The organism is Pectinatus haikarae (genome assembly GCF_015732185.1).
Taxonomy (GTDB): Bacteria; Bacillota; Negativicutes; order Selenomonadales; family Selenomonadaceae; genus Pectinatus; species Pectinatus haikarae.
Map to the genome: position 1 here is coordinate 427505 of NZ_WIQM01000016.1, position 20072 is coordinate 447576.

Sequence of the window (20072 nt, forward strand, 5' to 3'; positions counted from 1 at the left end):
AATTAAGCCTTCCATTATATAGATATCATCAAAAAATCCCGTTTTCAACGCTCATCTCAAAGTGGTATATTTTCTATTAATTGATAAGGTTTTTTCGGCGCAGATTGTTCAATGCAGCTTCCATAGTCTGCATTCCTTCACTTTTTCCCGTCTGTATAGATGAAAGCACCTGCTGCGGTCTGCCTGATGCTATCAGGGAGCGAACCGCATCTGTTGCCGTTAAAATTTCCATGGCTGCTATTCTCCCGCCTGCTGTTTTCTGCAGCAGCTGCTGGCTTATTATTGCCTGCAGGACCATGGAAAGTTCAATACGGACAGTGCCTGCATCATCGTTAAAAAGGCTCTCGATTCTTGTGAGCGATTCTGCCGCACTGGCGGTATGCAGTGTTGAAATTACCAAATGACCTGTCTGCGCAGCCGAAAGAGCTGCCCGCATAGTTTGCCGATCACGTATCTCTCCGAGAAAAATAATATCAGGATCCTGACGCATCGCGCTCTTCATCGCCTCCTCAAAAGAAAAAAAATCACTGCCGTATTCTCGCTGATGAATAAGGCTCCGAGTCGAAGAAAAAATATACTCTATCGGGTCTTCTAAGGTCACTATATGACACGGACGGTATTGTGCTCGATAAGAAAGCATAGCGGAAAGTGTGGTGGATTTACCTGATCCTGATGGTCCTGTTACTAAAATAAGACCGCTTTTTTTCAAAATAAGCTTTTTAAGAATTTCAGGATATTCCTGATCCTCTATTGATTTTATTGTCTGGCAGATAAGGCGTACAGCAAAGGCAAGCTGACGCTGCTGCTTATATATGCTTATGCGCAGACGTCTATCGCAAATTGTATACGCTATATCCACGTCATTTTGGGATAAAAAAATCTTCCTATCTTTTTCTGTCAATAAAATATCAAAAATTTTCTGCAATTCAGCATTGTTGAACTTTATATCGGGGACAATTAATAATTTTCCGTCCACACGACAAAAACATTCCTGATCAGCCGTTATATGCAAATCAGAGCATGCGGCATCTGCAGCTGAAATCAACATTTCAAATTTATTCAAGGCGCTGGCATTCATCCTCGTTGATCACCCTCATGATTTCACTTATAGTAGTTTTTCCCCGTATGATTTTTTCTATACCGTCATTGAACAGAGGTACCATCTCATCACCCACTGCAATTTCCTTCATAACACTGCTGCTGTCTTTTAAACAAATAGATTTTTTTAGGCTTGCCTTCACTGTGAGTATTTCCTGAACAGCTATCCTGCCAAAATAGCCGCTGTTTCCGCAAAAAGCACAGCCTTTTCCTCTGAAGGCCTGCTTTATTGAGTATTTTTGCATAAAAATATATTGCTCAGAATTTTCAACAGGTTCATAACTTATTTTACAGTGAGGACAAATGCGGCGTAAAAGCCTTTGCGACAAACATCCGGCAAGAACTTCAGCCAATAAATACGGCTCTATTTTCATATCCAGCATTCGTAAAATAGCACTGACAGCATTGCCCGTATGCAAAGTAGAAAGCACCAGATGCCCTGTCAAAGCTGCACGGACAGCAGTAGCAGCTGTTTTTTCATCACGAATTTCGCCGATGAAAATAATATCAGGATCTTGCCGCAGTACTGCCCGCATCCCCTCTTCAAAAGATAATCCTGTTTTTTCGTTTATCTGTATTTGTGTTATATTATCAAGCTTATACTCAACAGGGTCCTCGATTGTCACAATATTTTTTTCCGGTGTATTCAATTCATTCAACGCGGCATAGAGTGTTGCTGTTTTACCTGAATTGACCGGACCTGTATTTAATATCAATCCGCTGGGACGATGAAACAATTTGCGAAAACTGGCTTCATTTTTATAATTTAATTCCAGTTCCTCAACAGTAAAACATCTTCCTAAAATATTTAAAAGCCGCATGACAAGTTTTTCTCCGTGTATCGTTGGAATGGTGGAAATTCTTATATCTATGGTTTTTCCTGCATATTTATAAGACATACTGCCATCCTGCGGTTTTCTTTTTTCTACAGTATTCATGCAGCTGATTATTTTTATGCGGGAAATAATCAGCTGATGCAATTCTGATGGTAAAGTAACATAATCTTTTAATATGCCATCAATACGTACACGTATGCACATATTTTTTTCTCTCGGTTCAAAATGTATATCGCTTACATTTTGTAAAATTGCGTTATTTATGATTTTATCGACTAATCCGACTATTGGTGCCGCACTTATATTGAGGTCCGGCAAATCGATATTATTACCGCTTTTATTGAATGAGCGCAGAGTCTTCTCTGCCAGCTCATTCAGCGACTTTTCCTCTATACCCGTCATAATTTTTTCAATAGTGCTTCATGTAAAGCTATACGCATAAGATCAACGTCAATTTTTCCGCACCCGCTCCATTTTTCCAAAGCAGCTGCCCCCTGTCCCGCCAGCATGTATTCTCCGTTTAGAACAGTATACCCGTATTTCTCTGCTTCGACGAGGAGTTTTGTTTTTTCCGGTGTATAAATTATATCATAGACAAATGCATTGGATGGAAGCATAGTTATATCCACAGGAGGCATTTTATCGATATACATATCCATGCCAAGCGGAGTTGTATTTACTAAAAGATCTGTTTTTGGCAAAATTTCCTGAAACATTTTTTCATTCCAATCAGAGGAAGAAATATTTCCCAATTCTTTAAAATCATCGGCCAATTTTTTCGCCTTTTCTGCGTTTCTTGCAGCGATATGAACTGAACCGACGCCTGCATGGAGCAATCCATATATAACAGCCCTTGCCGCTCCTCCTGCCCCCAAGACTACAGTATTTATTCTTTTCAGAGTAAATTTTACAGACTGAAACGCACTTATAAATCCTTCGTAGTCCGTATTATAACCGTAAAGTCTGTCATTTTTTATAAGCACCGTATTTACTGCTCCGATAAGGCTGGCAGACTGATCTATCTCATCAAGATATTTTATGATATTTATTTTATGCGGTATTGTGATGTTAAAACCCGTAAAATTTAATGCTTTCAGCCCTTTTACCGCTGCCTCCAATTCATTTTCCCTGACAGGCATGGCGATGTAAGCATAGTCGAGATGCATACTTTGCAATGCTGTATTTTGAATGACAGGAGAAAGCGAATGATGGATAGGGTAACCTATAACACCCAGATTTTTTGTTTTCCCTGTGTAAATAGCAGACAATATATTCCCCTCTTTCATTATTTTGCTCCAGCACCGTGCCAAAGCTGCAGATGCTCAGACAATATTTTCCATTTCATGGATATCTGTGTTACTTTTGAATTGAACTGCCTCGGCAATATGCTTTTCCGTGATTGCAGGTGCATTATCCAGATCGGCAATGGTCCTGCTTACCTTGATTATTCTGTCATATGAGCGTGCACTTAATTTAAGCTGCTCGAATATAAGACCAAGCATATTTTGTGCCGCATCTGTCAGATGACAGAATTTCTTTATAAGCGCGTGATTCATCTGGGCATTGCAGTGAATCGCATATGCCGACAATCGTTTTGTCTGGATATTTCTCGCCTTTTCCACTCGTCGTCTTATACAAGCCGAATTTTCTGTTTTTTCCGATGTAATCATTTCCTTGTAATCAAGGCGTGGTACTTGAATATGAATATCTATTCTATCAAGAAGCGGTCCTGAAATTTTTTTCGTATACCGTTTTATTTCATTTGGAGTGCACGTACATGCCCTACTTTTATCATTAAGAAAACCGCACGGACATGGATTCATTCCAGCCACCAGAATAAAATTTGAAGGGTATGTATAAGCACCGTTTACACGGACAATCGAAATTTGCCCGTCTTCAAGAGGTTGTCTCAACACTTCCAGAGTTATCTTGTTGAATTCCGGCAATTCATCAAGGAACAGAACTCCGTTATGGCTGAGAGTCACCTCCCCCGGTTTGGGAATACTGCCTCCGCCGATCATTCCCGCATTGGATATAGTATGATGCGGACTGCGAAAGGGCCGGCTGTCTATAAGCCCCCCTCCCGCTTTCATGAGACCGGCAATACTGTAGATCTTGGTAATCTCCAGTGCCTCCTGTTTTGTCATAGACGGCAGTATCGATGGCATTCTCCTTGCCAGCATAGTTTTTCCTGTGCCGGGCGCCCCGCACATAAGAACATTATGCCCGCCCGCGGCGGCTATTTCCAGCGCCCGTTTAGCAGTATACTGACCCTGCACATCGGAAAAATCATCTTCGGCAATGTTATCCGCTTTATTTTCTTTTATGGCCTCTGTCTCTTTCAACGCAGGATATAGTTTTTTCCTTTCGTTAAAAAAATCTATCAACTCAGCTAAACTCGTTATGGAATATACTTCCAGTCCATCTACAAGAAGCGCCTCCTGTTCGTTGCCCTCAGGTATAAAAAGCTCTCTTATTTCCTGTCTGCGGCACTGAATAGCGATCGGCAGTATACCTCTGATACTGCGGAGATGCCCCTCCAGTGACAATTCTCCCGCAAACATTGCCTTCCCGCAGCGTTTCTGTGGAAGCAGACCGTAGGCTGCCAGAATTGACACTGCGATAGGCAGATCCAATCCACAGCCGTCCTTTTTCAGATCCGCCGGTGCCAGATTAATCGTTATCTTTTTTGGCGGCAGCTTTATACCCGAATTTTTAATAGCCGTACGCACACGCTCTTTTGATTCCTTCACTGCTGCATCCGGCAGTCCGACTATATCGAACGCCGGCAGACCATTTGCTATATCGGCTTCCACCTCTATAAGAATTCCATCTATGCCGGCAGTTGCCGCACCGAAAATTTTGGCAAACAATATAACCGCCCCTCGCTGTTATACTTTAATCAATAATGACCGGACCAACGCTTGAACAATTCATGTTCGATATGCAGCTGATCACATATTTTCCCGACCATGATATTCACTAAATCATCTATGCTCTGCGGTTTATGGTAAAAACCCGGACACGCAGGAAGTATGCTCACGCCGATGCGGGACAATTTCAACATATTCTCTAAATGCAGAGGACTGAAGGGTGTCTCACGCGGCACTAATACAAGACTGCGTCTTTCTTTTATTGTCACATCAGCGGCACGGGTAAGAAGATTATCAGCTAAACCCGCAGCTATCGCCCCCACTGTTTTCATCGAGCATGGAAGAATTACCATAGCTTCATATAAAAAAGACCCGCTTGCCACAGCAGCTCCTATATTATCAACATCATAAAGCGTATGGGCATACTTTAGAAGGTCTTCCGGCACCATTCCGCATTCATGCTGTAAAACGGTTTGTCCGGAATGAGTGACTACCAAATGTATTTCTATCCCGGTATCTTTCAATACTTCAAGAAGTTTCAATGCATAAATAGAGCCGCTTGCCCCTGTTATGCCAACAACTATGCGTTTTTTCATATTTTCCATATATTAAACTTCGAAAGCTCCCTTTATATGATTTAGTTTATACGGACAGGGAGGATTATAATATATTTCGATCACATCAAAACGATAATTCAATGAATCATGCTGATGAAATAGAATATATAAATGTGCTGTGCGTATTATTTTTTGCTGCTTTCTGCGGTCCACCGCTTGTGCCGCTGTTCCATACAATGCATTTTTTCTTGTTTTCACTTCGACAAACACGATTACATTTCTATGCTCAGCTATTATATCTATTTCACCGTATTTTGCAGTATAATTCATATCCAATATCTGATACCCGCGTGATTTCAAATAATCAGCTGCGATCTTTTCTCCCAGAAAGCCTTTTTCTCTTCCTCTCATAGCTTTATATCCGGTGGTTTTTTACGTTTATCTATTCTATACACATATGCAAGTATTTGCGCCACAACCGCATAAAGCGCAGGGGGGATTTCTCTGTCAAGTTCCAGTGCCATAAGCATACTGACAAGTGTTTTATCTTGATATACGGGCACGGAACTTCTTTGCGCGGCCTGTAATATGCTTTCAGCGGTATAGCCTCGCCCCTTGGCAACTATCTTAGGTGCTTTTCCCTCTTTTTCTCTGTAACGCAGCGCCACCGCCTTTTTATCCAGGGCTGCGCCATTTTCATTATTATTTTCTTCCATGATATATTACTCCCGTTTTTTCACTCAATAGTACCGATTTTCAATTCAGTGAGATTCAACTTTGACTCATGAAGATATGAACGCAGTTCCGGCAGATAGTTTTCAAAAGATACAGCTGTATCCTCACTTGAGAAAGAAAGCCGAACATTCAGCTGCTGTTTATTGTATAAACGCAGCACTATTTCCACAGCTCCCGCATTTTCAGTGAGACAGCAGACACGAAACCATGTCTCATACTGTTCTTCACCCGTTTCCGAATTACGATGTCCTTCATTATAAACATTTATATACGCAGGATAACTTTTCCGCTCATCTAAGAATATGGGGAGAATAAAATCAAGAGATTTCTGAGCCGCCGACGAAGTAGAATCAGTAGGAAATGACTGCCCCATCACTTTTGCAAAATCACTGACATTTTCCCCTGCACGCTTTAAGGAACTGGCATCAGCATCATTAATCGTACTTATATCACTTAGCTGAACAAATGCCCACAGTTTAGGTAAATTAGGAACATTGTTTCTCGCCGCAGCCTGCGATACAACACCGGGAATGTTGCCTTCAACCACCTGCATTACCTTTTGCAGCTGCTCTGCATCTTTTGGAGATAATATCTGTTGATTTCCGTTCACAAAATCTTTTAAAAGTGCAGTATCAGCGGAACTAAGCTGTTTATTTTGCAAAAGGAGCTGACCCAAATCACGCAGGGCACTCATTGACTGTGCCGTATTGTTCATAAAATCCGGCACAGAGATTTCCTGTTGTATAGGTATATTGCTTCCCTGCGTCATCTGAGTTGCGGCAGCTTTTGTTGCCACCGAAAACGGCTGCTGCAGCATGTTCTTCATGTCAGGCGGCTCCGAAGCAGCGGAAGACACTGCCGAGTCGACTGCATTGCTGATTTTCTGCCCTGCTGCGGCTGTTTCAGCAGTGTCTTCCGCAATTACCCTGCCATTTTGTATAACCGTAGGCCGTTCAGCTGCGGGCTGAGTACTTGCCCTGCCGCCACCGGAAGGATACTGCGGAACAGTATTTTTTTCTGTCCCGGCAAGACCGGCGTCATTGCCCATTTTTGCTCGGGCAGATTGCAGCTTTTCACCGCTGTCCTCTGCTGTACCGGTATTAATAACTTTCGCAGAAACAGCCTGTTGAACCGGACTATCCACAGAAGGTTTGCCCCCTGTACCTTTGCCGCCGGCTGCCGCATCACTTTTAAAAAATGTATCTAAAATGTTTTTCAGCAGCCGTACATTATCATTTACTCCCGCCCGTTTATCTCCGGTATTACTTGTATTTTCAGCACCGGCAGTATCTGCAGGCTGTGTCTTGACCAATGTTTGCAGTGTTTCAGGCAGCTCAGAATCATCCTTGTTGTTGAGTAAATTAAACGCTGTTTTTGACATATCTACCATACTGGGATACTGATTTTCCTGCGTCAAAAGTGAACGAAAATTATTCAGGAGAACTTTTATATTATCCGGCAAGCCCGTATAATCGCCATTTTCCATTAATTCTCCCAGCTGCGACAGCATCTTGCCCAGTGAGGCCAGCTGATCAAAAGCATATCGTCTAGCCTGAAGAGCATCTCCCAAGCCCTGGGCCAATGTTTTATCAATGGAAAAGGCATCCTGCAAAAGCTGCTGAACGAGCTTTTGTATTTCCGGTGACAGATCATCTGTATTGATATTTTGTGCGCCAATAATATCAGAAAGCACTTTTGAAAGATCTGTTACCGCATTTTTTATTGCAACATTCGTCTGGGGAGAAGAGCCTGACGCATCGCCCACAGCCTGTGCAGAAGCAGTTTTTTTATCAACTGGGCCGGTAGGTTGTTGATTCGCTGTATTAGTTGGATTGATTCCAGACTGTATGGGCATAAGAACATTCCTCCATCAGAATTGCTTCATCGATTTAACTGGTTCAAACGAGCATCGGTGCAAGGGACATGGTCCATATTTATGCAGTGCCTCAAGATGTCTTGGCGTACCATATCCTTTATGGTTGGAAAAACCATATTCGGGATATTGCCTGTCGTACTCATCCATAAGCTGATCTCTCTCCACTTTTGCCACTATGGAGGCCGCCGCTATTGAAGCACTTTTGGCATCACCTTTTATGATGGACAAATGCGGTATATCAAGTGCATTCAGCGGCATAGCATCTATCAGCACTTGCTGCGGTTTTACGCCTAAACTATAGATTGCATTATACATAGCATTCATTGAAGCCTGATATATATTTATACGATCAATCGTCTTTTCGTCTATCACCGACCTGCTCACAGCGATGGCTTTTTCCAAAATCTGCGCATAAATTTTTTCACGGGCCGCAGCCGACAATTTTTTTGAATCATTAAGACGCGGAATATAACAGCCAACAGGTAAAATAACTGCCGCGGCAACGACTGGTCCGGCTAAGGGTCCCCGCCCCGCTTCATCTGTACCTGCTATATATTCGTTGCCTCCCGCCTGCAGCTCATATTCGTATTTATATAATTCATGCAGACGCTTTCTTTCTTGCATTTCCCTGTTATGACGGACGATGAGTTGCTGAACAGCTTTACGTTTATCATTTCTGACAAGTTCAGCAAAACTTTCATCCGTATCAAAAACCGAAAACTTATCGGCTATTTCTCTGACCGACATCTTTATTTTTGCATCCATTAGTATCACCTATAAAAAATACATCTTATTACCAATTCGGTATAAGATGTATTTTTCCTTTGTCATGTACATATTTTTTACAGTGACTCAACAGCACTGCAATATATCTGAAAAGAACCGCTATGTCAATATAAACATCCCTAAAGACAGGTCGTTATCATACTGACGGTGACTCAAGAGAAATTTTTCCCAACCGCCCGCTTCGAAAATCTGTAAAGACAACAGTTGTTATTTTTTCCTCGTCCAATTTACCGCCCTTAAGCAGACAGCCGCGTTTTTTGCCTATTACTTCAAATAGTTCCTCCGTGCTGTCAGGCAGCACATCTATTTTATAACGTGTCATCAGGAAATGCGGATAATAATTCTGCATATATTCCAACAGAAGCAATGCTACTTTTTCCTTATCATAAATATCATCATTGACCGCCCCAGTGAAAGCGAGGTTGATTCCCACGGCAGGATCGTCAAATTTAGGCCATAACAAACCCGGCATATCCAGTAAATCTATATGTTTTCCTATGCGTATCCACTGTTTTGCCCGCGTCACGCCCGGACGATTTTCTGTCTTAGCCGCTACAGTACCTGCCAGCCGATTTATGAGCGAGGACTTGCCGACATTAGGGATGCCTACGATCATAGCCCTGGCATTACGCGGTCGTGCTCCCTTGGCAGCGAACTTAGCTGTCTGGCGCTGGGTCAGATCATTGATCATATTTGTCAGTTCTTTGATGTTTTTACCCTGAACTGAATCTACTGCCATAGCTGATTTGCCCATACGTTTATAAAACGTTATCCACTCACGTGTTATTGCCGGATCTGCAAGATCTGCCTTATTCAAAACAATAGCATGCGTTTTTCCGCTGATCATTCCAGCCAGCATGGGATTTGAACTTGAAAGAGGTATACGGGCATCCAAAAGTTCTACGACAATATCAACCAGTTTCAAATTTTCTTCGATCAGTCTCCGGGCTTTCGTCATGTGCCCTGGGAACCACTGAACCAAAGGTATATCCGGTTTTTGTTCTTCCATTTGTTCCTCCAAACAGATCATAAATTACTGAACAATTTCAAAATTTTTAACACATATCGATTTTGGAAAAAAAGCGCCGGTTTTTACCGGCGCCGGAACAATCCGCTGTTAATTATTTTCCTTCTGCAGCCATGGCCAGTGTATGCAGTTCACTCAGCGGCCAAAACACCAGGACAGCTTTTCCTTTTATCAGATTGAATGGTACAAAACCCACGTCGGGAAACCGACTGTCTTCAGAATTGTTGCGATTATCTCCCATTACAAAGATATGCCCTTCAGGAATAGTTGTGAGAGGGTAATCGCCTCTTGTCTGGCTAAGAATAAAGGGTTCATTCTGCAGTTCGTTGTTAACAAAAACATGCCCATCCTTTATTTCAATAGTATCTCCGGGAAGGGCTATCACTCTTTTAATAAAATCTCGGCTGGTATCTCTGGGATATTGAAAAATCAATATTTCTCCCCGTTTGGGTTCACGCAGCCGATAGATAAATTTATTCACTACCAAACGTTCATGGTTTACCAATGTCGGTTGCATAGAAGGTCCGTCAACAAGATAAAGTTCAACGATAAAATGTCGTATAAACAAGGCCAATACTACTGCAATAGCTATTGATATGATCCAGTCTTTTATTTCCGCGCCTAATGATTTATTCATATTCGGCCTCCAACATATAAACTTTTCGCAAAAATCACAACTGCATATAAAAAAGGACTGCCATAAAGCCACAGTCCCCAATAATAAACTATCAGCGTCTTTCCTTGATACGGGCAGCTTTACCTGTAAGATTGCGTAAATAGTAAAGTTTTGCTCTGCGTACAACGCCTCTGCGCACGACATCAATTTTTTCCAGACGCGGAGAGTGTACCGGAAAAGTACGTTCCACGCCAATACTGTAGGAAATTCTTCTTACAGTGAACATTTCGCGTACGCCACTGCCCTGACGGGCAATAACAACCCCTTCAAACATCTGAATACGTTCATGTGTACCTTCAACTACTTTTACATGTACACGAACTGTATCTCCCGGTTGAAATTGGGGAATGTCCTTTCTAAGCTGTTCCTGTTCCAATACTTGGATAATATTCATCATTTTTCCTCCTTAATATCAGCCGTTCGTGGCAATGCAAACCAGAGGACCGACTGCGATACCTTCTAAGTTTAGCATAATTTAATTTTCGGTGCAATCATTTTTTCATTTTTTCCAGCAATGCTATTTCGTCCTTTGTCAGAGGATAATCGGCCAGCAAGTCAGGGCGTTTTGAAAACGTTTCTTCCAATGCTTTACTTTTTCGCCAAAGAGCTATTTTAGAATGATCTCCCGAAAATAGAATATCAGGCACCGGCATTTTCTTATATTCACGAGGCCGCGTATACTGGGGATGTTCCAATAATCCATTATAAAAAGAATCTGTGGAAGCCGATTCCTTTGATCCAAGAACTCCGGGAAGCATACGCGAAACAGCATCAACAATAACCATGCAGGCGAGTTCGCCTCCTGTCAAAACATAATCACCTATGGAAATTATCTCATCGGCTAATTTTTCTGTTATGCGATTATCAAATCCCTCATAATGTCCGCAAATGAAGATCAACGAATCGTATTGCGAAAGCTGCCGGGCCTTCTCCTGTGAAAATGTCTGCCCGCCCGGACACATGAGCAGTACACGGGATGTAAATTTCGGCGGAATTGCATTTTTTATATTTGCCACAGAGCGAAAAAAAGGTTCTGGCTTTAAAACCATTCCAGCCCCACCGCCAAAAGGCGCATCATCTACCTGATGATGCTTGTCATAAGTAAAATCACGTGGATTTGTAAAAAATATATCAATAATATTTTTATCAGCAGCCCGTTTAATAATACTGTGTCCAAAAGGTCCATGAAACATCTCGGGAAATAAAGTCACTATGTCTATTTTCATGTCAATCTTTTTCCGGCCATATAACATCCATACGTTTGTGTTCTATGTCTATCTTGGTGACCACTTTTTTTAATGCAGGCAGCAAAATAGGTTCGGCAGACTCAGTACTTTTTATAACATAGACATCATTGCTGCCCGTTTTCAGTACGTTTATTATTGTTCCCAATACAATACCTTCTTCATTCCAGACCTTGAGTCCGACTATATCAAAAGTATAATATTCACCTTCGGCAAGAGGAGCTGCTTCTCCGCGTTCTACCCGCAGAAGTTTTCCCGTGGCCGCAGCTGCTTTTTCCCTGTCATCAAAACCTTTTATATCCATTATGATAAAGTCATTATGATACTGGACAGTATTTATTTCTACTAAGGTATCGTCTATATAAGCACTGCGCATTTTTAAAAACCTCTCAGGGAAATCAGTGAGCGGATAAACACGTATAGCTCCTCTTATACCGTGGGGTCTACCTATTTTTCCAACAACAATAAAATTTTTATCAGTCACGCATTTCGATAATTTTTCCATCTTCGACCAAGAGCTCCGTATTCATTATTTCCGGCATCGTATCGCCTATTTTTATTTCTACCAGACGCTGCAGTGTGCCCTGAACGACTTCTGCGCCAATTTCAAGTTCTTCCGTGTCGGTGATTTTATTTAAAAGATTATCTTTATAGGACAATCTTTTTTGTTTTTCTTCCTCCATGCGCTGTAAGAGCATGGAAACGCGCTGAACATCACCTGTATTTTGTTCAGACAAGACTTTTTTCATATCTTTTTCTATATGAGAAACTTCAGCATCAACTTTTTCTATCTGCCGATTGAGATTATGCAGCATATCTGTCTTAAATTTTTCGGTTACTTTCGCTTTTACTGTTATAGGACATTGCAAGGTTATGGATTCCATTTTAGAAGCCTCCTGATTTTTAGTATATAACAACAGCGGCAAGGCTTTTTGCAAAGTCCGTTGCCGCTGTGTATTAAATGATTTCAACTATGACTTTTTTATATTCGCGAGCTGCCGCGGCTTTTACGACAGTACGCATTGCTTTAGCAATACGGCCTTGTTTACCAATTACTTTTCCCATATCATCATCTGCAACGGAAAGTTCATAAATGATAGTTTTGCCGTCATCTTTTTCATTGACGATCACCATATCGGGATTATCAACCAAAGATTTTGCTATAAGCTCAATAAGCTGTTTCATATCATAGCCTCTTTCTTACTTATTCGCTTTTTTTGTTTCAGCGAATCTAGCCATTATACCTTTTTTGGATAATAATGATTTTACGGTATCAGTAGGCTGTGCACCTTTACTCATCCAGTCGATGACTTTTTCTTCATCTATATTTACAACAGCCGGTTCTTTCGTTACATCATAGTTACCTACGATTTCGATAAAACGACCATCGCGCGGAGCGCGGGAATCAGCTACAACGATGCGATAAAAAGGATTCTTTTTAGCACCCATTCTGTTTAAACGAATTTTTACTGCCATTTTGATATTTCACCTCCTTAAAATGGAAATTTCATATTGCCCAAACCTTTTGGAAGACCTTTCATACCCTTCTTCCCTTTAAGTCCGGTCATTTTTTTCATCATTTTTTTCATTTCGGCAAACTGCTTCAATAATTTATTGACATCCTGCACTTTAGTGCCGCTGCCCGCAGCTATACGCTTACGACGGCTGCCATTTATTATATTTGTATTATTTCTTTCGGCAGGAGTCATTGCCCTTATAATAGCTTCGATATGAGCGATATCCTTATTGTTCTTAAGATCCATGTCAACATCGCCGAGTTTTTTCTTAAGCCCGCCCATTCCCGGCAGCATGCCGAGAATCTTGTCAAGAGATCCCAATTTTTTTACTTGCTGCATCTGGTTCAGAAAATCATCCAGCGTAAATTGATTTTTACGCAGCGCCTTTTCCATTTTTTTTGCTTCATCAGCATCAAAAGTTTCCTGCGCTTTTTCTATGAGAGAAAGAACGTCTCCCATATCAAGTATCCGTGAAGCCATGCGGTCAGGATAAAAAGACTCCAGAGCATCGAGTTTTTCACCTGTCCCGACGAATTTTATCGGGCAGCCGGTAACGGCCTTTACCGAGAGTGCAGCTCCGCCTCTGGCATCGCCATCCATTTTTGTTAAAACCACGCCGTCAAGACCAAGATCATTATTGAAACTTTCGGCAACATTAACAGCATCCTGACCTGTCATAGCATCAACCACAAGAAGTATTTCATGCGGATGAACTATGCTCTTTATTGATTTCAATTCCTGCATAAGTTCTTCATTAATCTGAAGACGTCCTGCAGTATCAATGATAACTACATCATTAGCATGAGAATGCGCGTACTCAAGTGCTTTCTCAGCTATGACAACCGGATCGGTGCCTTCAGGCATGCTAAAAACTGGAAGCTCAAGCTGCTGCCCCAAAACCTGCAATTGCTTTACGGCAGCCGGACGATAAATATCTGCCGCAGCAAACAGCGGATGCTTGCCCTGTTTTTTAAGCATTATGCCAAGCTTGCCGACGGACGTAGTTTTACCCGCACCCTGCAGCCCGACCATCATTATGACTGTGGGCGGGTTCGGTGCAATATTTATGCGGCTGACAGAACCGCCCATGAGTTCAGTAAGTTCTTCATTGACTATCTTTATTACAGCCTGTGCCGGTGTGAGGCTTTCCAGTATATTTGCCCCGATAGCACGTTCCTTTATTTTTGCGATAAAATCCTTTACTACTTTAAAATTTACATCGGCTTCAAGCAATGCCATACGAATATCACGCATCGCTGTACTGACATCATCTTCTGACAAATGCCCGTGTCCGCGCAGCTTTTTAAAAGTATTCTGCAATTTTTCCGCCAGAGATTCAAAAATCAATTAAATTCCTCCTTCCAAAATCAATATTCCAATAGTTTCTTTATTTTTTCTTCTGTACCACTGATTTTTTTTATTTGGAAGTCAGCTTTCAGTGATTCCACATCATCCATAATATCCTGCAGCGAAACTTTTATCAACTTATCTCTTTCCATCGCCTTCAATTTTTGTTCGTAATTTTCAAGAATAGCCTCACAGCGATGAATGGTATCATAGGCAGCCTGTCTGGAAACATTCATTAAAGAAGCTATCTCAGAAAGAGATAAGTCTTGGTATAAATGCATTCTGAGGCACTCCTGCTGCTTTTTTGTAAGAAGCCCTCCGTAAAAATCAAAGAGCATGCTCAGCCGCAAAAAGTTATCTAACACGTTAAACACCTCGGCAACTGATTTTTAAACTTTAAGACATTATATCTAAACGCTGCAGTATTGTCAAGTAAATATACTTGTCAGCATTTTTGATATTATATTTTTATTTTTTAATATAATATTAATATAATTTAATTATTATTATAAATTATTATTAAAACATTACATATAAAAAACATTATACATTATTTTTTATCATTATATAAAAGAATGCACTATAATTTTCATTGTAATTTTGTTACAATATTATAAATGAAGTTATAACATAGCCAAATACAATATAAACAAAATATATTTTACAATAATATTTAATTATGTTATAAAATAATCATTGTCTTTCAAATGATATATAAAATGATTTTTTTCAAAATCTATTTATATAAATTAAGTTCTTCATAAATTTTAAAACGGAGGTGAGAATATGTCTGAATTTACTAAAATACTCATATTATTAATTGCTGCGTCATTATTTCCTGTCATGGCAATGATAGTCCCACTGTTAATTCAGCCCCGTCAGCCTAACGAGGAAAAAAATTCACAATATGAATGCGGTGTGGATACTGTAGGGCGTAACGTGACCCGATACCGGATCAGTTATTTCTTATATGCAATCATTTTTGTAGTATTTGATGTAGAGACTATTTTTCTATTTCCATGGGCTGTAAAATTCGCCAGTCTTGGTCTATTCGCTCTGGTGGAAATGTTTATATTTACAGGTATTTTAGCTGTTGGTCTGGCTTATGCATGGAAGAAAGGAGCTTTGACATGGAAATAGTCGATATAGTGCCGGATGTGTTAAAAAATAATGTTATGATCACAACAATCGACGGTCTTTTTAAATGGGCACGCAGCAATTCTCTCTGGCCGCTGACATCGGGTCTGTCCTGCTGTGCCATAGAAATGATGTGCGCAGCTGCGGCAAGATTTGATTTGGCAAGATTCGGCTATGAAGTATTTCGTCCGTCACCGCGCCAAGCCGATCTGTTTATCGTAGCGGGCACGCTGACCTGGAAGATGGCTCCTCCCTTAAAACGTCTTTATGAACAGATGCCGAATCCTAAATATGTAATCGCTATGGGAAGCTGCGCCAACGAAGGCGGACCTTTTGCCGATGCCTATTCTGTAGTACCAGGTGTAGATAAAATTATTCCTGTTGATGTTTTTATTCCGGGATGTCCGCCCCGGCCTGAAGCACTGATCTATGGAATGCTCCAATTAAAGGAAAAAATACGTCATCCGGAAATAATACAGAAGGTGAAAAAATGAAAAGGCGCTATATGGGCAGGGATAAGCTTTATACATTGAAAAAAGATTTTCCGACGGATATCGACTTTGACGATGCAGCAGAAAATCCCTCCCTTATTATAAGGTCGCTGCCGTATTTTCCAAAAATCATGCACAGCCTCAATACTCAGCATAAATTTGACATGCTCTCAAATATCACTGCTGTTGATTATGATGACTATTTTGAAGTTGTTTACGATCTTACCAGCAGAATAAATTCCGAGGAACTTATGGTAAAAGTACCCCTGGCAAAAGCTTCGCCAGCCTTAGAAACTATGACCGCTCTTTGGCCGGAGGCCGATTTTCATGAACGGGAGCAATATGACCTCATGGGCATTATTTTTCTTCACCATCCCAATTTACAGCGGATATTGCTGCCTGATGATTTTATTGGCTACCCCCTGCAAAAATCTTACAGACAAGCTGAAAAAGAAGGAGAGAACGGGTAATGATAAAAACAGAAACATACCAGTTGTCTATGGGGCCTGTTCATCCCAGCACTCATGGAGTATTGCAGGTACTGCTTACATTGGACGGTGAAAAAGTTGTCGATTCTGTTCCCTGCATGGGTTACCTGCACCGCGGCATAGAAAAGCTAATGGAAGCCCGCACATATTTTCAATGTCTGCCCTATACTGACAGATTAGACTATGTATCGGCCATGAACAATAATTTTTCCTACTGCCATGCTGTAGAAAAACTGGCCGCTATAGATATTCCGGAAAAAGCACAGTATCTGCGAGTTATTATGGCTGAACTGAATCGTATAGCCAGCCACATGATTTTTATCGGTTCACTCGCTGTAGATATAGGTGCAACTACGGGTATGATCTATCCGTTCCGCGACAGGGAGCGTATTCTTGACATCTTCAACGAGCTTTGCGGCGCTCGTATGACTTACAGTTATATACGGATCGGCGGTGTGAGAAGTGATCTCTCATCCGCCATAGTTGATATGATCAATAAATTTTTAGCTGATCTGCCTTCAATGCTTGACGAATATAACAATCTGCTGACCGGAAATGAGATATTCCAGCATCGTTTAAAAGGAACTTCTCTGCTGTCAGGCGAACAGGCACGGCGTTTAGGAATAACCGGACCTATGCTCAGGGCAAGCGGCATCGATTATGACTTACGTAAAGATAATACTTACAGTTCCTATGACAATTTTGAATTTTCCGTGCCGCTGGGAAAGAACGGTGATAACTGGGACAGGTATATTGTAAGAGTAAAAGAAATAAGTGAAAGCGCCAAAATAATACGGCAGGCTCTTGACGGTATCCCGGATGGACAAATTACCGCAAAAGTTCCTAAGGTGCTCCGCCCGCCCAAGGGCGAAATATACGATACGACTGAAGGACCGCGCGGTGAAGTCGGTTATCATATAGTAAGTGACGGATCAGCAAAACCTTACCGTATTCATATACGCAGACCGTCTTTTATCAATCTGCAGGCATTGAATATATTATGCAAGGGTTATCTTGTTGGTGATGTTGTTGTGGCTATGTCCACCATTGATCCGATTTTGGGTGAAGTTGATTGCTGAAATTTCTTGAATAAGGGCAGGTGAAGAATGTGCATGAAGGATTGCTTGTAAATCTTACGGTTTTCTTAACCAGGATCGCAGAATTTATTTTTGGTAATATATTTATAGCGCAGCTTTTTATAGTGCTGCTGGAAATAGTAGTAATATTTGCTGTTATTTCTTTGGCTGTTATCATACAGGTCTATATGGAACGCCGCATATGCGGCCTCATACAGGATCGGTTTGGCCCTAATCGTGTAGGCCCATTCGGACTTTTACAAACAGTTGCCGATATGATAAAGCTGATGTCAAAAGAAGATATAGTTCCCGCCAAAGCAGAAAAATTGCTGTGGGGTATAACACCGATGCTGCTGTTTATTCCCGCTGCATTAGTTTATGCTGTATTTCCCTTTGACAACGGTGTAATTTTTGCAGACATAGGCATCGGTATATTTTTTGTAATAGCTGTCATGTCGCAAGGTGTTCTTCTGTTTTTACTGGGTGGTTACGCATCGGAAAACAAATATTCATTTATGGGTGCTATGCGGGCTGTAGCACAGATGCTGAGCAGTGAAATCCCTATAGCCTTTTCCATTTTGGCCATCGTAATGATGACAGGTTCCCTGCGTATGAGCGATATAGTTTCTGCCCAATCGGGCATATGGTTTATTGCCGTCCAACCACTGGCTTTCATTATTTTTATAATTGCCATGCTCATGGAGACAAACCGCACTCCCTTTGATCTTGTCGAAGGAGAGGCAGAAATAATAGCCGGTCCTTTTACTGAATACAGTGGTATGCGCTGGGCTTTATTCTTTCTTGCAGAATATACCAATCTTCTTGCTGCTGCTATTTTAACTGTTACTTTATTTTTAGGTGGATGGCAGGGACCTTTTCTGCCAGGAATATCATGGTTTATATTGAAGGTTTTTGCCGTCATTTTCGTATTTATGTGGATAAGATGGACATTTCCCCGTACAAGAATCGATCAAATGATGGCATTGAGCTGGAAGGTCCTGCTCCCTTTGGCTCTGTTTAATATAATGGCCACAGGAATAGGCATATATATATATAAATGGATATATTGAGGTGAGTGATATGCAGGGCAAAGGTCTATTAATAGGACTGTCTGTTACCCTCAGACATTTTTTCAGTAGAAAGGAAACTGTTCAGTATCCTGAAGAAAAATTGGTGATGAACGATTTATTTCGCGGTGGCAGACTTATTTTGAATGAAAAAAAATGTATCAGCTGCAAATTATGTGCTATGGCATGTCCTAACGAAGCGTTGGCCTTGACGGTAGAAATTGATGAACAAAAAAAACGGCATATGAAAAAATATGTACATAAATCGGGGCGTTGTTTATATTGCAATTTTTGTGTAGAAGCCTGCCCTACAAAAGCGATAACTTGGGATAAAAATTATGAAATCGCCTGTTATCATATAGAAGAGCTGACATATGATGCTGTAAAACGAAACAAGGAGGACGAAAACAATGAATATTGATTTATCCTCAGGTTTATTTTACTTTTTAGCCGCAGTTATGCTTTTCTCCGCATTGGGTATAATATACTGCCGTAATTTAGTCCATTCCGCGCTGTTTATGGCTCTTTGTTTTATATCCGTTGCCGGTCTTTACGCGATGATCAATGCCGATTTTCTGGCAGCGGTTCAGATAATGATCTATGCCGGTACTGTCGTCATTTTAATAGTTCTTGGCATAATGATAACCAGAAGGACCACTATGGAACGAACAAGCATGCCGGAAAAGAAATACATTTTTCGCGCATCTGTGCTTGCAGGCATATTGTTTTTCTTGATGTCCTATATATTTATAACCGCAGGAACTTTGCCGACATTAAATACAGTGACTCTTCCCGATGATACCGTTTCAGCATTAGCAGAACTTTTGCTTGACCGCTATATGCTGGCTTTTGAAATAGCGGCAGTACTGCTTCTGGCTGCTATGATAGGTGCTGTCGTTTTAGCGAAAGGAGCTGATGAAAAATGATTATCGGCATAACACATTTTCTGATAATAAGTGCAGCGCTTTTCTGCATCGGTCTGTATGGAATATTGATAAAAAGAAATCTTTTTTCAATATTAATGTGCATTGAACTTATGCTCAATGCAGTAAACATCAATTTAGCAGCATTCAACTATTTTTTGCCTATGCCTGATCTTTCAGGGCAGGTAATGATTCTCTTCTCTGTTGCAGTGGCCGCTGCTGAAGTTGCAGTGGGGCTGGCACTTATTTTCCGTGTTTACCGTGACTTTAGAACAGTCAATATTGATAAATTGAACAGCATGAAAGGATAGGAGGCAG

At 41.1% G+C, this 20072-nt stretch carries 27 protein-coding genes; 8 read left to right on the forward strand and 19 right to left on the reverse strand.

Annotation, left to right across the window (positions count from 1 at the left end):
* Positions 1-76: 76 nt before the first annotated feature.
* The 19 genes from I6758_RS12595 to ylxM all read right to left on the reverse strand — a co-directional run bounded on the left by I6758_RS12595 (position 77) and on the right by ylxM (position 14910).
* Entirely contained in the window at positions 77-1063 is a 987-nt protein-coding gene (locus I6758_RS12595; protein ID WP_196605609.1) for a type IV pilus twitching motility protein PilT, read from the reverse strand.
* Positions 1056-2336: a GspE/PulE family protein gene (locus I6758_RS12600; RefSeq protein WP_196605610.1), complete on the reverse strand. Its 1281-nt coding sequence runs from the start codon at positions 2334-2336 to the stop codon at positions 1056-1058. Before I6758_RS12600 ends, I6758_RS12595 begins: the two co-directional genes overlap by 8 nt.
* Positions 2333-3220: a shikimate dehydrogenase gene (locus tag I6758_RS12605; protein WP_196605611.1), complete on the reverse strand. Its 888-nt coding sequence runs from the start codon at positions 3218-3220 to the stop codon at positions 2333-2335. The genes I6758_RS12600 and I6758_RS12605 overlap by 4 nt, the downstream gene beginning before the upstream one ends.
* A gap of 36 nt (positions 3221-3256) precedes the next feature.
* The gene (locus tag I6758_RS12610) at positions 3257-4807 is read right to left on the reverse strand and encodes a YifB family Mg chelatase-like AAA ATPase (protein ID WP_196605612.1); all 1551 of its coding nucleotides are present in this window, start codon (positions 4805-4807) and stop codon (positions 3257-3259) included.
* 29 nt (positions 4808-4836) lie between these two features.
* Entirely contained in the window at positions 4837-5412 is a 576-nt protein-coding gene (locus I6758_RS12615; RefSeq protein WP_231038662.1) for a UbiX family flavin prenyltransferase, read from the reverse strand.
* Positions 5413-5415: 3 nt separating this feature from the next.
* Positions 5416-5775: a YraN family protein gene (locus tag I6758_RS12620; RefSeq protein ID WP_196605613.1), complete on the reverse strand. Its 360-nt coding sequence runs from the start codon at positions 5773-5775 to the stop codon at positions 5416-5418.
* Positions 5772-6080 carry an EscU/YscU/HrcU family type III secretion system export apparatus switch protein gene (locus I6758_RS12625; protein WP_196605614.1) on the reverse strand — a complete coding sequence of 103 codons (309 nt, stop codon included), beginning with the start codon at positions 6078-6080 and terminating at the stop codon, positions 5772-5774. Before I6758_RS12625 ends, I6758_RS12620 begins: the two co-directional genes overlap by 4 nt.
* Positions 6081-6100: 20 nt before the next feature.
* Positions 6101-7954 carry a flagellar hook-length control protein FliK gene (locus I6758_RS12630; protein ID WP_196605615.1) on the reverse strand — a complete coding sequence of 618 codons (1854 nt, stop codon included), beginning with the start codon at positions 7952-7954 and terminating at the stop codon, positions 6101-6103.
* 15 nt (positions 7955-7969) lie between these two features.
* Positions 7970-8740 (reverse strand): ribonuclease HII, encoded by a 771-nt coding sequence (locus I6758_RS12635; RefSeq protein ID WP_196605616.1) that lies wholly within the window; start codon positions 8738-8740, stop codon positions 7970-7972.
* Between the two features lie 157 nt (positions 8741-8897).
* Positions 8898-9770 carry a ribosome biogenesis GTPase YlqF gene (gene ylqF / locus I6758_RS12640; RefSeq protein WP_196605617.1) on the reverse strand — a complete coding sequence of 291 codons (873 nt, stop codon included), beginning with the start codon at positions 9768-9770 and terminating at the stop codon, positions 8898-8900.
* A 112-nt stretch (positions 9771-9882) separates the two neighbouring features.
* Positions 9883-10425, reverse strand: coding sequence for a signal peptidase I (gene lepB, locus I6758_RS12645; protein ID WP_196605618.1), 543 nt, complete (start codon positions 10423-10425; stop codon positions 9883-9885).
* Between the two features lie 91 nt (positions 10426-10516).
* The gene (gene rplS, locus I6758_RS12650) at positions 10517-10858 is read right to left on the reverse strand and encodes a 50S ribosomal protein L19 (protein WP_307224456.1); all 342 of its coding nucleotides are present in this window, start codon (positions 10856-10858) and stop codon (positions 10517-10519) included.
* Positions 10859-10955: 97 nt separating this feature from the next.
* A complete protein-coding gene (gene trmD / locus I6758_RS12655; RefSeq protein ID WP_196605620.1) occupies positions 10956-11690 on the reverse strand; it encodes a tRNA (guanosine(37)-N1)-methyltransferase TrmD in 735 nt (244 codons plus the stop codon).
* Position 11691: 1 nt separating this feature from the next.
* Entirely contained in the window at positions 11692-12213 is a 522-nt protein-coding gene (rimM, locus tag I6758_RS12660) for a ribosome maturation factor RimM (protein ID WP_196605621.1), read from the reverse strand.
* A complete protein-coding gene (locus I6758_RS12665) occupies positions 12185-12592 on the reverse strand; it encodes a YlqD family protein (RefSeq protein ID WP_196605622.1) in 408 nt (135 codons plus the stop codon). Before I6758_RS12665 ends, rimM begins: the two co-directional genes overlap by 29 nt.
* Positions 12593-12665: 73 nt before the next feature.
* Positions 12666-12893 (reverse strand): KH domain-containing protein, encoded by a 228-nt coding sequence (locus I6758_RS12670; RefSeq protein ID WP_196605623.1) that lies wholly within the window; start codon positions 12891-12893, stop codon positions 12666-12668.
* A gap of 15 nt (positions 12894-12908) precedes the next feature.
* Positions 12909-13184 (reverse strand): 30S ribosomal protein S16, encoded by a 276-nt coding sequence (gene rpsP / locus I6758_RS12675; protein WP_196605624.1) that lies wholly within the window; start codon positions 13182-13184, stop codon positions 12909-12911.
* Between the two features lie 17 nt (positions 13185-13201).
* Entirely contained in the window at positions 13202-14572 is a 1371-nt protein-coding gene (gene ffh / locus I6758_RS12680; protein WP_196605625.1) for a signal recognition particle protein, read from the reverse strand.
* A 20-nt stretch (positions 14573-14592) separates the two neighbouring features.
* Positions 14593-14910 carry a YlxM family DNA-binding protein gene (ylxM, locus tag I6758_RS12685; protein ID WP_231038714.1) on the reverse strand — a complete coding sequence of 106 codons (318 nt, stop codon included), beginning with the start codon at positions 14908-14910 and terminating at the stop codon, positions 14593-14595.
* 448 nt (positions 14911-15358) lie between these two features.
* Here ylxM and I6758_RS12690 point away from each other — a divergent pair, with 448 nt between their 5' ends.
* From I6758_RS12690 to nuoK, 8 genes are all read left to right on the forward strand, one after another.
* Entirely contained in the window at positions 15359-15712 is a 354-nt protein-coding gene (locus I6758_RS12690) for an NADH-quinone oxidoreductase subunit A (RefSeq protein WP_196605627.1), read from the forward strand.
* Positions 15703-16203, forward strand: coding sequence for an NADH-quinone oxidoreductase subunit B (locus I6758_RS12695; RefSeq protein ID WP_196605628.1), 501 nt, complete (start codon positions 15703-15705; stop codon positions 16201-16203). The genes I6758_RS12690 and I6758_RS12695 overlap by 10 nt, the downstream gene beginning before the upstream one ends.
* Complete coding sequence (locus I6758_RS12700; RefSeq protein WP_196605629.1) at positions 16200-16670, forward strand: NADH-quinone oxidoreductase subunit C; 471 nt, start codon at positions 16200-16202, stop codon at positions 16668-16670. The genes I6758_RS12695 and I6758_RS12700 overlap by 4 nt, the downstream gene beginning before the upstream one ends.
* The gene (locus I6758_RS12705) at positions 16670-17767 is read left to right on the forward strand and encodes an NADH-quinone oxidoreductase subunit D (RefSeq protein WP_196605630.1); all 1098 of its coding nucleotides are present in this window, start codon (positions 16670-16672) and stop codon (positions 17765-17767) included. Before I6758_RS12700 ends, I6758_RS12705 begins: the two co-directional genes overlap by 1 nt.
* 74 nt (positions 17768-17841) lie before the next feature.
* Positions 17842-18834, forward strand: a complete 993-nt coding sequence (gene nuoH / locus I6758_RS12710) for an NADH-quinone oxidoreductase subunit NuoH (RefSeq protein ID WP_196605957.1) — start codon at positions 17842-17844, stop codon at positions 18832-18834.
* A 10-nt stretch (positions 18835-18844) separates the two neighbouring features.
* Positions 18845-19252 (forward strand): NuoI/complex I 23 kDa subunit family protein, encoded by a 408-nt coding sequence (locus tag I6758_RS12715; protein WP_196605631.1) that lies wholly within the window; start codon positions 18845-18847, stop codon positions 19250-19252.
* A complete protein-coding gene (locus I6758_RS12720) occupies positions 19242-19757 on the forward strand; it encodes an NADH-quinone oxidoreductase subunit J family protein (RefSeq protein WP_196605632.1) in 516 nt (171 codons plus the stop codon). Before I6758_RS12715 ends, I6758_RS12720 begins: the two co-directional genes overlap by 11 nt.
* A complete protein-coding gene (nuoK, locus tag I6758_RS12725) occupies positions 19757-20065 on the forward strand; it encodes an NADH-quinone oxidoreductase subunit NuoK (RefSeq protein WP_307224460.1) in 309 nt (102 codons plus the stop codon). Before I6758_RS12720 ends, nuoK begins: the two co-directional genes overlap by 1 nt.
* Positions 20066-20072 lie beyond the last annotated feature (7 nt).